This window comes from Nocardiopsis lambiniae (assembly GCF_031845465.1).
GTDB classification, from domain to species: Bacteria; Actinomycetota; Actinomycetes; order Streptosporangiales; family Streptosporangiaceae; genus Nocardiopsis; species Nocardiopsis lambiniae.
The window spans coordinates 55,455-67,669 of the sequence record NZ_JAVREP010000017.1; the positions used below are offsets into that span (position 1 = coordinate 55,455).

A 12,215-nucleotide genomic window follows, 5' to 3' on the forward strand; every position below is an offset into this window, starting at 1 on the left:
GATGTCACCCAACTGGCGATGAATGCAAATCTACGTGGATCCGCTGCGCCCCTTGCAGCAGCGCCGCTCTTTAGCCCCTGTCACCACGAACACGCCTGCAGTAAATACATGAAGGCCCGTCTGGCAGCGCCATTCGCAAAGGATATTGCTGCGCAACCGCAAATTCCCAGGATTTCGCGAAGGGTCTGTGAGGCACCTTATGAAACGATCGGCAACTTCCGGCATGAGATCTGCAACAGATTCACCCTGAGGGGCCATTGACCTAGCGGTATTTTTGGCATTGCCTTTTTTCCTATAGCAGGCATGGCAGCCCGACCCCTTTGTTCTATTGCGGATAGAAGCCCGCCACACACTTTGACATGAACTGCACTCCCATTCAACCAAATCATTCGACGAGACGGATCTTAGGTCAAGGTCGAAATTCTCATTTGTCAGATTCCTTCTGAATTCCTTAACTAGTTCGGGAAATTTTTCTGCAACAGAAAAATATCGAACCCGACCTTTAGATTCCCCCCAGGCTTCGGCGGCTGCCCTCAAGATCGACGCTTTTTCCGACTGGGATAAATGAGAATATTTTATACCGTTATATGCCAGCGGTGCCCTCAGTGCGGTGGCCCACGTCCACGGGTCAACCCCGTTTCGAGTTGCATCGTCAACAATAATCGATACGCCTGGGATATTAGGAAGCCCTTTTGCTCGCAGTCGCACGTAATTCAAGTGTTTCAGCAGAGAAGATTTTCTTGCATCCTTTTCTGCCGCCCTGAAATCTTGATGCGTATACAGTGGATCAAGGTCAACATAAAGTTCGGCATCAGGAATGTAAAGGTCGACTCGAAGTGGCCTGCCAGAAAGCCCGACAACACCACTCACTTCGTAGTCCCAATGGACAGCTACACTGCAAGACGATCGCAGTAGAAATACAACTTCGAGTTCGAAACGAGATCGACCACGGGAAGTGCACTTAGGGCATTCGGAACCCTGAGTTCTGGACAATACAAGTGCTTCCCACTCGTGCCCATTTGGGCAGCGCCAAAGACATCTGTCGTTACTTCCGGATCTCAGATGACTTGGATCTTGGCCGGGGGTCGTTATATTTCTTACGAATGATTTGCTAATGCGGGGAAAGGCCTCAGCAAGCGATTCTCCTGACTTCGGCCTCCTGCGATGTACAGCGATCCGCTTATCGTAACACTTACGGCAACCCGATCCGCTCCGATTTCGATGGGAGCGCAAACGGGAATTGACAGTAGCTTCCCATTTGTTCCCACATTTTGAACACTGCCAAACGCATTTGTCACCAGATCCGGGCCTCAGCATTGAAAGATCCAACTCGGGATTGGTGATGTTAGAAACGAATTCTCCAGAGACCTCTTTTAGAACGTCCGAAGCAGTCCTCGAAATTTCGCTAGGAACTTTTTTCCAAGAGCCTCTCCGCTTCTCAAAACAAGCAGGACATCCAGTCCCGTTACTTATTCTATTGTTTGGTGTGGTTCTCCAGTAAGCACGGCAGTCTTTGCACCGCCACTCACACATGTAATTACTGCCCGGCTTAAGTTGTGAGACATCAATGTTCCTATCAATATTTCGAATAAATTCTGAGGCAACACTTGGATGTAGATCTGCTATCGACTGTCCCGGCGGCGCAAGCCTTTTCGCATCAAGTGTGCGCTCGCGTGCGCACTTCGGGCAGCCACTGCCTGGCCCTCCTGAGGTGCGTTTCTTAATCGTCTGATTCCACTCGTGCGAACAGTCAGGGCAACGCCAAATACAGAGCCTATCTGACAGTGGATGAATATTACTAACTCGAAAATCATCACCATCAAGAACGGCGATAAACTCTTTTGCTAATTCGGTGTTCTGGCTAAGGAGAGATTTTTTCTCGTCTACCTTTGAAGAAATATCACTCATCCTCTTTGCGAGCTCGCATGACTTGCATCCGGCTACCCTCCTCGCACGAGATCTTGCACTCTCTTTCCATGTATCTCCACACACCGAACATCTCCAAAGACAAATTTTTGATGAGTTCGAATTGAGTTGAGCAGCCGTACGACCCGGCTCTCCCACCACGCTTTCCAGTTCGGCGGAAAGCTCTGGAAATAGAGTTAGAAAATCTTTTCCGGGTTTTGGCTTCTGTCGCAACCCTTTTTGACTTTTTTTAGCACAAGACGGGCAGCCATGACCTCCGCCCTTTGTCCTATCCACCACTCTCGTTCGCCATTCGTGAGAGCAATCAGAGCATTTCCAGAGGACTACCCGCCCACTGCCATTCGTTAGAGTTTCGAGCGGCCCCGAATATGACTCCACTTCGCGAATTTCTCGAAAAATACTCGGATTTGTTTCACGTAAGGTCACCCGAGGCATTTCTTCCTCTTCAATTACTAAAAGTTGCCGAGTTGAGCTGTATGGGATCAAGGCGACGGCGCGGGCGCCGTCGCAGCGGCCCTCAGCCGCCGCTCGGGCTGCGGGCTGCCGCCCGGTCCCGAGCGCACGGCCGTAGGCCGCGTGCCACATGACGTCTCTCAGACACACCCGTAGGACGAGCGGAAACAGCGTTACCCGAGATATTCATGGTGACCCACGTCATACCCGTTTCGCAGGGCTTTGAGTGCCATTGGTTGATGACGTGCTCAGATCCCGGAGCACCCGATGGCGCGACACGGACTGTCTGGGGTGACCGGCCCCAGCGCCATCGGGCACCCCGGACCGGGACCGTGGTTGCCGGGTGCTGGGGCTGAGGGAGCGGTGGCAAAGGTGACCGGGAAGGTACAGGCCCGCGCGGAGTCGGGGTGCTGGGCTGAGCCTCACCGCGATGCACATTCAGTGCACATAGCTCCGAGAAGCCCCCAGAATCCATGGGAAGCCCCCGGAACGTCAGCGCAGGTCACAAAGCCATTCGTCGCTTTGTCGACAGGTCGTCAGGGTCCCCCGGTGCAACGGGGCTTCATGGGTTCAAATCCCATACCCTCCGCGAAAGGCCGTCTGCCGCGAAGCAGGCGGCCTCTTTCGTCGCCGGGGTTCGGTCGGCCAGGCCGCCACGGCTCGGGCAGCGGGCCTCATCCCCTCAGCGGGTCGAGTTCGCCCGGCGGGCGGCCGGCGCCGCGTCCGCCTCCCCGGAGTGCCGGGGACGGGCCCGGAGCGCTTCGGGCAGGGCGTCGTGGAGTCTCGTGGGGTGGAGCGGCACCCGGAGCCGCCCGAGGGGCCGCCTGTCGGGAAGTGGGGCGGTCCGGGCCGGAACAAGGGAAGGTGACCCGCTCGGCGTCGTCTCGTACGGCTTCCGACGCTTCGGGGGCCGGACTCGGGCCTCATCGGCCGGAACGCCGTGGTGCGGGCGCGGCTCGGTCGTACCGATGCCTCGGAGAAGGGCCCGGCACAGGCGGGAAGGCCCCTGAGATCACGCGGGGAGGGATCGCCCTAGGTCAGCGGCCCGTGGCGCGACCTCTCTCCCCGATCTCCGGCTCGGTTCCGCGAGCAGCCGTCGGGGTACCGGTCGCGGTCCGCCGGGTGACGGTGCGGCGCTCAGTGACGGGCTCCGTTCGACGCTGCGGGGCGGCCGGTTCCCGTTCCGGTTCCGGTTCCGGAACGTCCTCGGAGTCCGGGTCGGCGTGCAGTGAGTCCGCGAGCGTGTCCCAGACCTCGGAGATGTAGCGCCGGTCCCGCCGGGAGAGCCGCGCGTCCGTGGTCTTGACCAGCATGGTGACGACGGCGATGCCATCGCCCTCCTTGGGGTGGAACACCTCGTAATCGATGACCGGCCCCGACATGAGGACCTCGGCGATCTCGCCGGGCACCGAGGAGGGATCCGCCTCCGGGCGGCCACGGGAGGTCTCCGACCCACCCGTTTCCTCCTCCTCGACCAGTTCGGCCGGCGCGTACTTGAGGACGAGGTCCTTCTCCCCGTGGGGCGCTCCGAAGTCGACCCGGATACGGGAGCCCTGACCGTGGGCGACGACCACCCCCTGCCCGTAGGAGTCGTGTTCGACCCGGTCCCCGACCTCGGTCGAGGGCTCCCCGACCTGCTCCCCCGTGTTCCCGAGGACACGGTCCAGGGACACCCAGGTGGCCTTGTTGGGTTCGACCAGGTCGGCCTCGATGTTGCGGATGGTGCCGCGCGACACCCCCACGAGGCCGGCGAGTTCGTTCTGGGACAGGCCCAGCTCGTTGCGCCGCGCCTTGACGAGTGCTCCCCTCGTCGGTTTCTCCACCATGTTCCGCCTTCCCACGTCGCGTCCGTGTCCAAGGTTACTTCTGGCGGTGGCCGTTGTGCACAGGGTCGCCATGAGCATCGACTGTCATACGTTCCACCTGGAACACGGCAATCCGGGCAAGCACGATTGACCACTTGATCACCTCTGTTTGCACAATCTTGACCACGTGTGCCATCATCTCCGAGCGGGTCACAGGAGCCCCCGGGTTCACTCCCGTCTTCCCGAGGACGCCCCTGTGCCCCGACGGGGCACGACTCCGGATCGCGGCCGCCGTGGACACGGGGGCGTTCACGGCGGTCGCCCCGGCCGCTCCCCCTCGTCCACCCGGCCGTCGCCGACAACGGCCACAGGCCCGCCCACCCCTAGGAGAACAGTCATGATGCCGACACACGAGCACCCCCTTCGGCACAGCCGGCCCGCATCGTCGGTGTCTCCCAGGGCGATGGTCCCCCAGGGCGGAGGGATCGACACCGCGGCGCTCGGTGAGGCGCTCGACGCCGCGGCGGAGCACCTGCGCGCCTGGCGGCGGGAGAACGGCATCCGCCCCGTCGGTGGCCTGGAGGACGCCGCACTGATGGGAGCCGTCAACGCCGCGGTGCTGGCCTACGAGGACGCGCGGCTCTCCGCGCTCCTGAGCGTCGACGTCATGCCCTGAGCCCTTCGGCCGCGGAAATCGCGTACGGACCGGTCACCTTGTCCACTCGTTTCGGGGGACCATCGCAGAATCTGAGCAACATTGATCACATGACAGGAGCACGACCATGGTCAGAGTCAACAACGGACGCCACCGGAAGCCGCACCCGACGGCGACGTCCCGGCTGTGGTGGGCGTGCGCTTCGGCGCTGGCGGGGATGCTGAGCGCGGTGTCGTCGGTCCTCACCCGTTCCAAGGACCGCGGACTCCGCGCGGCGTTGGAGGCACCACCGCGACGCCCGGCGCTGGAGGCCGCACCGGGGTCGTCCCCGTCCGGGACGGCCGCCGCTCCCCGACGGACTCTGGTGCCCCGGTCCAGGACCGAGGACCCCCTGCCCTTCCTCGACACCCACCTCGACGCCCACGCCGAACCACTGGTCCGCCCGTACGTGCTCGTCAACGGAACCCCCGACCTGCTCCTCGGTGACGCGGCCGAGGGAGGGTACCGGTTCCGGACCCGGTGATGCCCTCCGCGACGCCCGGAGGAGACCGCGGTTCGGCCGAGGCGTCGACGGAGCGGTGGCAGGTTCCGCCTTCCGGGAACGAGCCGCGAACCCTGGGGTGACGAGGCGGGAGAGGCCTTCGGTGCTGGTCCCGGGGCTCGGACCGCCGGCCGTGCTCACCGCAGTGGCACCGCGCAGGTCCTCGGCGGCGTCGCGGGCCCGGATCCGGGCCCGGCCCGCGAAGGACACGGGATGGGTCGGACCGTCGACAGGGCGCGGGTGGGCGTGGAAGGCTGCGGGCATGATCGGACGGCTGCACACCTTCGTCTACGACTGTTCCGACCCCGAGGCTCTGGCGGCGTTCTACGCCGAGCTGCTGGGGAGACCCGTCACCCTGCGGGGCGGAGACTGGGTGGTGATCGGGGACCCGGAGGAATGGCCGGTCATCGCGTTCCAGAAGGTCGATGACCACCGACCGCCCGCGTGGCCGGATCCGGGAAGGCCGCAGCAGGCGCACCTCGACGTGTGGGTCGAGGACATCGACTCCGCCGAGAAGCGGGTGCTGGGGATGGGCGCGACGCGGCTGCGGGTCGAGGAGGGCGGAGACCGCGTCTGGTTCCGTGTGTACGCGGACCCCGCCGGGCACCCCTTCTGCCTGGAGTACGACGCCGCGTGACGACGGAATCCCCGGAGAGGAGCGGGGCCTTGCCCGTGGTGGTGTCCGCGGTCTCCCTGCTCGTGGCGGTGCTCGTCCGGTGGCTGCTGGACTGGCCGCTGTGGGCGGCGATCCTCGTGAGCGTGCCCGTGATGTTCCTGGTGGGCGCCGCGTGGAGCGTCTTCCACCACGCCCGGAAATGAGATCCCGGCGGGGCGGACCCCGCCGGGATCCGCGCTATTCGTCCTCGTCGGCGTGCTTGGGGAGCACGATCACCGGGATCTTCGACTGGTGGAGCACCCCCTGGCTGACCGAGCCCAGGAGCAGACCGCGAACGGTGCCGCGCCCCCGGGAGCCCACGACGATGGCGTCCGCGCCCTCCGCGGCCTCCAGGATGGCGTTCACCGGACCGTTCTGCGTACGCACCACGGTGACGTCGATGTCGACGTCGTCGCGCTGCTGGTCGATGGCCTCCGCGAGCAGTCCGGCCACCAGTTCCTCGGACTGCCGCTCGAACAGGTCCTCCTGTGGCCGGTACCCAGCGGCCGTCAGGGCGACCGGGTCGTACGGGTAGGGCACCTCCCAGCTGTGCACCACCACGAGTTCGCCCTCGCTCTGGGCGGCCAGGTCGACCGCCAGGCCCAGGGCGCGGTTCCCGTTGGGGGAACCGTCCACGCCGATCACGATCCGCTTCAGACCGGTGGTCGCCGGCTTCCCCTCGTGCGAGGGCACCACCGCGACCGGACACGGCGCGTGCGCGGCGACACGGACGCTCACCGACCCGACGAACAGCGATTTGACGGTGCCCAGGCCCCGGGTACCGATCACGATGAGGTCGTGCGGGTGGCTCTGGCGCAGCAGTGCCAGCGGCGCCTCCTCCAGCGCGGTGACCGTCTCGGTCCGCGCCGCGGGTTCGACCTTGGCGACGTGCGCCACGGCGTCCCGGAGCACCTCGGTGGCCTGTCCCTGGATCTCCTCGCTCGGTTCGAACCGAACCGGCCCACCGTACGCGGACACGATCAGCGGCATGCCCAGGGCGTGCACGATCCGCAACGGCGCATCCCTGCGGACGGCCTCGGCTGCCGCCCACTCCAGGGCCGCCTGCGCGTGGTCAGATCCGTCGACGCCCACCAGTACGAGCGGTGCGCGGTCCTTGTTCACCATGTCATGACCCCTTTCAGCCACTCATCATCACCGACTACACCATCGGAAGCCGGGAACGCCACAGGGGAGAAGGTAGCGAATGCGAGGGCCTTCGGTCCGTATCGCCGGAATGCGGTACCCCCACCGGAACGTCGGTGCGGTGCGCCCCCCTGCCGATCGACCCCGTGACCGGGCCGCGCACGCCACCGCGGACACGGGAACCGATGACGACCATGTCGACCCCTCCCGCCTTCGGTGGTCCCTCCCCGGGCCGGACCACGTGCGCACGGCACCGGTGTCGATGTGCCCGGCGCGGTCGTGGATCCCCGGCCTCCTCCTCGTCCACTGCCCACGAAGAGGCCGGGGAATCCGGGGCCCGTCACCTCTGGCGGGCGAAACCCTCCCCTACCGTCGCCGCCAGTTGGAGGTAGGCGTCCTGGGTGGCGGGGGCGAGCCGGTCGAGGTCGACCTCAGCGCCCTCTTCGAGGTGTCCGTCCCAGGGGACGCGGACGACGGTGCGGCACCGGGAGGCGAAGTGGCCTTCGAGCCGTTCGAGGTCGACGCTGCTCTTACTGTCGGAGCGCACCATGGACAGCACCACGACGGCGTCGCGCACCAGTTCCTCGTGTCCGTGCGCCTCCAACCAGTCGAGGGTGGCGCTGGCACTGCGCGCCCCGTCCACGGAGGCGGAGCTGACCAGGACGATCTGATCGGCCAGCCCGAGCACGCCGCGCATCGCCGCGTGCAGCAGCCCGGTCCCGCAGTCGGTGATGCAGATGGAGTAGAAGTGCTCGACGAGCCGGGCGACCTCCCGGTAGTCCTCGTCGCCGAACGCCTCGGACACGGCGGGATCGCGGTCGGAGGCGAGGATCTCCAGCCGGCTGGGCGCCTGGGAGGTGAACCCGCGGATGTCGGCGTAACGGGCCACCAGGTGGCGCTCGTTGAGGAGGTCGCGAATGGTCGCGGCGGTCTCCAGCCGCACCTTGTCGGAGAGGGTGCCGCGGTCGGGGTTGGCGTCCACGGCCAGTACGCGGTCGCCGCGCAGGGAGGCCAGGGTGGCCCCGAGGGCGACGGTGGTGGTGGTCTTGCCGACCCCGCCCTTGAGGCTGAGGACCGCGACACGGTGGTGGCCGGTGGCGACGGGTGTGCAGGCCCGTGCCACGAGTTCCCGGCGGCGGAGCACCTTGGGCGATTCCCCGGGGTTGACCAGACCCAGGGTGGCGGAGTGCACGGCGCGCCGCCATCCACCGCTGGGCCCCTGCCGACGGTTGCGGACCAGGGTCGCGGCGTTGAGGGAGTCGGAGGTCTGGCGTTCGTGCGGGACCCCCGAGGCCGGGGGCGTCGGGGAGACGGTGGGAGGCTCCGGGGCCACCGGCGGGAACGCGAGCGGCGCGGGGGCGGGGCGGTACTCCGGCCTCGGCCGCTCCACGGGCGCGGGCGGCGCCTCCGCGACGGGGGGCTCCGGTTCGGCGTCGGCCCCCGGCTCCAGGGGCGGCAGTTGTTCGGGTTCGGGAACGTCGGCGTCGCGTCGCAGGTCGCGGGGGGCCAGGGGATCGTCGGCGACGGGGGCGGGGCGGCCGGGACGCTCGCGCACGCGTGGCATCAGCCGCACGGTGTCGGCCCGCACCTCCGCCTCGGCGTCATCGTCGGCCTCCGCAGGGGAGTGCGCGGACACGGGCTCCGACGGGACGCGCTCCGTCTCCTCCTCGGCGGACGGCTCGTCCGGGAGGCGCCGCGGCGCCTCCAGTGGCGCGTGCGCCGTCTCCAGCGGAATCGGCGCGGCGTACGGCGGGGGCGGCGGGGCGTCCCCGCCGAACCACTGTTCGCGCGGGCTCGGCGCGTCCGGCAGGCGCGACGCGAGCTCGGTGACGTCCGCCCTGAAGTCGTCGGTTCCGTCCTCCGCCCGCCGCCACGGGGACGCGTCGTGCTCCTCTGCCTCGAAGCCTGCGTCCGGCCCGTTCTGATCCTGGTGTGACACCGGAGTTCTCCTGCGTGAAGGGGGTGTACTGCGGAGAGAGGGGTACCCCGCCGGGGAGCGGGGGTCGCTCCCTGGTTTCACTCTTACCCGCAGTGGCCCGGCAAAGCATCCCCCATCCCATCCCGAACACGATCCCCCGAGCGGATACGGTCGTTCCCATGCACGCGATCCGTATCACCGAACCGGGCGGGCCCGAGGCCCTGTCCTGGTCACAGGTCCCCGATCCCGTCGCCGGCGAGGGGGAGGTCCTCGTCGAGGTGGCCGCCACCGCCGTCAACCGCGCCGATGTCGTCCAACGGCAGGGGCACTACCCGCCCCCGCCCGGCGCCTCCGAGTACCCGGGCCTGGAGTGTTCCGGGACGATCGTGGAACTCGGTCCGGGCACCGAGGGATCCGGCTGGTCGGTGGGCGACGAGGTGTGCGCGCTCCTGGCCGGGGGCGGTTACGCCGAGAAGGCGGCGGTGCCGGTCGGTCAGCTGCTGCCGATACCCGAGGGTGTGGCGGTGACCGAGGCGGCGGCCCTGCCGGAGGTCGCCTGCACGGTGTGGTCGAACCTGGTCATGGTCGGCGGCCTGCGCGCCGGGGAGACCGTCCTGGTACACGGCGGCGGCAGCGGCATCGGCACGTTCGCGATCCAGTTCGCCCGCGCGCTGGGCGCCCGGGTGGCGGTCACCGCCGGGAGCGAGGAGAAGCTGGCGTTCTGCCGTGACCTCGGTGCGGAGATCACGATCGACTACCGCACCGAGGACTTCACCGAGCGGATGCGCGAGGCCGGCGGCGCGGACCTGATCCTCGACATCGTCGGCGGCTCCTACCTCGACGCGAATCTCCGCTCGTTGGCCACGGGTGGCCGGCTGGTGGTCATCGCCCTGATGGGCGGCCGATCGGCGGAGGCCGATCTGGGCCGCATGCTCACCAAGCGCCTCTCCCTGCACGCCACGTCCCTGCGTTCGCGACCCCTCGACGAGAAGTCGGCCATCGTCGCGGGAGTACTGGAGCAGGTATGGCCGTTGGTAGAACAAGGAGCCATCCGCCCCGTCGTGGACCGCACTCTGCCGATGCGGAACGCGGCGGAGGCGCACAGCGTCATGGAATCGAGCGCGCACACCGGCAAGATCCTGCTCACCCGCTGACGGGCGCGGCCGACGACATCCATATAAGGGGACAGATGAGCAACGCAGACGATTCGAAGGAGCAACCGAAGGTGCTGGTCGTGGGCGTAGACCCGCATGAGGGCGACGACGATCACGAGGGGCCCCGCTCGCTCGCCGACATGGTGGAGCAGCCCGCCAAGGTGATGCGGATCGGCAGCATGATCCGACAGTTGTTGGAGGAGGTGAAGGCGGCCCCGCTCGACGAGGCCAGCCGCACCCGCCTCAAGGAGATCCACACCTCCTCCATCAAGGAGTTGGAGGACGGCCTGGCCCCCGAGCTGATCGAGGAGCTGGACCGCCTCACCCTGCCGTTCGCCGACGGCACCGCCCCCAGCGAGGCCGAACTGCGCATCGCGCAGGCACAGCTCGTGGGATGGCTGGAGGGTCTGTTCCACGGCATCCAGACCACGCTGTTCGCCCAGCAGATGGCGGCCCGCGCCCAGCTGGAGAACATGCGCAAGGCCCTGCCTCCGGGAGTCGCGGGACTCCAGGCCCAGCCTGGCCAGGTCCCGGCGGAGGAGCACGTCTCGGGCCCCTACCTGTAGACCGGCCCCTCCGTGAAGGAGCCCGCCCCCTCATCTCTCGGGGGCGGGCTCCTTTCCTCGCGCGGCGGAGTCGCGGGTCAGGCGATGGGCTCCAGCACGTCACGGCCCAGGTAGGGGCGCAGTGCCTCGGGGACGACGACCGAGCCGTCCTCCTGCTGGTGGTTCTCCAGGATGGCGACGATCCACCGGGTGGTGGCGAGCGTGCCGTTGAGGGTGGCGGCGAAGCGCGACCTGCCGTCCTCGTCCCGGAAGCGCACGTTGAGGCGGCGGGCCTGGAACTCGGTGCAGTTCGAGGTGGAGGTCAGCTCGCGGTAGGTCTCCTGGGTGGGGACCCACGCCTCGCAGTCGTACTTGCGGGCGGCGCTGGTGCCCAGGTCCCCGGCGGCGATGTCGACCACGCGGTAGGGGAGTTCGAGCTTGTCGAGCATCTCCCGCTCCCAGGCGAGCAGCCGCTTGTGCTCCTCGTGCGCCTGGTCCGGGTGGGTGTAGACGAACATCTCCACCTTGTTGAACTGGTGCACCCGGATGATGCCGCGGGTGTCCTTGCCGTAGGAGCCGGCCTCCCTGCGGAAGCACGGCGACCAGCCGACGTACCGGTTGGGCAGGGAGTCGGCGGGCAGGATCTCCCCGGCGTGGTACCCGGCCAGCGGCACCTCGGAGGTGCCCACCAGGTACAGGTCGTCGGCGGGCAGCCGGTAGACCTCGTCGGCGTGGGAGCCGAGGAACCCGGTGCCCTCCATGGTCTCGGGCTTGACCAGGACGGGCGGGATCATCGGGGTGAACCCGGCGGCCACGGCCTGGTTCATGGCCATGTTGAGCAGGGCCAGCTCCAGCTGGGCGCCGACGCCGGTGAGGAAGTAGAAGCGGGAGCCGGACACCTTCGCGCCGCGCTCCATGTCGATGGCGCCGAGCTTCTCGCCCAGTTCCAGGTGGTCGCGCGGGGTGAAGTCGAAGGTGCGCGGGGTGCCGACGGTGTCCAGGACCTTGAAGTCGTCGACGCCGCCCTCGGGGGCGCCCTCCTCGACGATGTTGGGGATCCCCGCCACGACGGTGGCGAGTTCGCCGGCGAGGCGGTCGGCCTCGGCCTCGGCCGCCTTGACGTCGGCGGCGAGCCCCTTGGCCTTGGCCAGGAGCGCCTCACGCTCCTCGGGGGACGCCTTGGAGACCGACTTGCCGACACTCTTCTGCTCGGCCCGCAGGGTCTCGAAACGGGTGAGCGCGGAGCGTCGCTCGGCGTCGAGTTCGAGCAGCCGGTCGGCGACGGAGGGGTCCTCACCGCGGGCCCGTTGGGAGGCACGGAGTCGTTCGGGGTCTTCTCGGAGAGCGCGAAGGTCGATCACGTTTGCAGGTTACCGTCCGGGCCCGCCCGCCCCGACATCTTTTCCGGGTTCGCGTCATG

At 67.1% G+C, this 12,215-nt stretch carries 11 protein-coding genes and 1 pseudogene; 6 read left to right on the forward strand and 6 right to left on the reverse strand.

Annotated features, from left to right (window positions below; all coding sequences use genetic code 11):
* Positions 1-30: 30 nt before the first annotated feature.
* The 3 genes and pseudogenes from RM479_RS21415 to RM479_RS21420 all read right to left on the reverse strand — a co-directional run bounded on the left by RM479_RS21415 (position 31) and on the right by RM479_RS21420 (position 4,205).
* Positions 31-870 (reverse strand): zinc-ribbon domain-containing protein, encoded by an 840-nt coding sequence (locus RM479_RS21415; protein ID WP_311513550.1) that lies wholly within the window; start codon positions 868-870, stop codon positions 31-33.
* A 93-nt stretch (positions 871-963) separates the two neighbouring features.
* Positions 964-2,511: pseudogene (locus RM479_RS27630) on the reverse strand (zinc-ribbon domain-containing protein); the annotation flags it as partial.
* 905 nt (positions 2,512-3,416) lie between these two features.
* Positions 3,417-4,205, reverse strand: a complete 789-nt coding sequence (locus tag RM479_RS21420) for a helix-turn-helix domain-containing protein (protein WP_311513551.1) — start codon at positions 4,203-4,205, stop codon at positions 3,417-3,419.
* Between the two features lie 376 nt (positions 4,206-4,581).
* Between RM479_RS21420 and RM479_RS21425 the strand changes: the two genes are divergently transcribed.
* From RM479_RS21425 to RM479_RS21440, 4 genes are all read left to right on the forward strand, one after another.
* Entirely contained in the window at positions 4,582-4,860 is a 279-nt protein-coding gene (locus tag RM479_RS21425; RefSeq protein WP_311513552.1) for a hypothetical protein, read from the forward strand.
* Positions 4,861-4,966: 106 nt separating this feature from the next.
* Positions 4,967-5,362, forward strand: a complete 396-nt coding sequence (locus tag RM479_RS21430) for a hypothetical protein (protein WP_311513553.1) — start codon at positions 4,967-4,969, stop codon at positions 5,360-5,362.
* A gap of 280 nt (positions 5,363-5,642) precedes the next feature.
* Complete coding sequence (locus RM479_RS21435) at positions 5,643-6,017, forward strand: VOC family protein (RefSeq protein WP_311513554.1); 375 nt, start codon at positions 5,643-5,645, stop codon at positions 6,015-6,017.
* Positions 6,018-6,046: 29 nt separating this feature from the next.
* Positions 6,047-6,199, forward strand: coding sequence for a hypothetical protein (locus RM479_RS21440; protein WP_311513555.1), 153 nt, complete (start codon positions 6,047-6,049; stop codon positions 6,197-6,199).
* A 34-nt stretch (positions 6,200-6,233) separates the two neighbouring features.
* Here the strand turns inward: RM479_RS21440 and RM479_RS21445 are convergent, their stop codons facing one another.
* Both RM479_RS21445 and RM479_RS21450 read right to left on the reverse strand, forming a co-directional pair.
* On the reverse strand, positions 6,234-7,160 hold the full coding sequence (locus RM479_RS21445) for a universal stress protein (RefSeq protein WP_311513556.1): 927 nt from the start codon (positions 7,158-7,160) through the stop codon (positions 6,234-6,236).
* Positions 7,161-7,518: 358 nt separating this feature from the next.
* Positions 7,519-9,117: a nucleotide-binding protein gene (locus tag RM479_RS21450; protein WP_311513557.1), complete on the reverse strand. Its 1,599-nt coding sequence runs from the start codon at positions 9,115-9,117 to the stop codon at positions 7,519-7,521.
* 158 nt (positions 9,118-9,275) lie between these two features.
* Here RM479_RS21450 and RM479_RS21455 point away from each other — a divergent pair, with 158 nt between their 5' ends.
* Positions 9,276-10,250: an NAD(P)H-quinone oxidoreductase gene (locus RM479_RS21455; protein ID WP_311513558.1), complete on the forward strand. Its 975-nt coding sequence runs from the start codon at positions 9,276-9,278 to the stop codon at positions 10,248-10,250.
* A 35-nt stretch (positions 10,251-10,285) separates the two neighbouring features.
* Complete coding sequence (locus tag RM479_RS21460; protein WP_274812250.1) at positions 10,286-10,816, forward strand: bacterial proteasome activator family protein; 531 nt, start codon at positions 10,286-10,288, stop codon at positions 10,814-10,816.
* A gap of 77 nt (positions 10,817-10,893) precedes the next feature.
* On the opposite strand, the gene serS is transcribed toward RM479_RS21460, so the two are convergent.
* Positions 10,894-12,156, reverse strand: a complete 1,263-nt coding sequence (gene serS / locus RM479_RS21465; RefSeq protein WP_311513559.1) for a serine--tRNA ligase — start codon at positions 12,154-12,156, stop codon at positions 10,894-10,896.
* Positions 12,157-12,215: the final 59 nt, after the last annotated feature.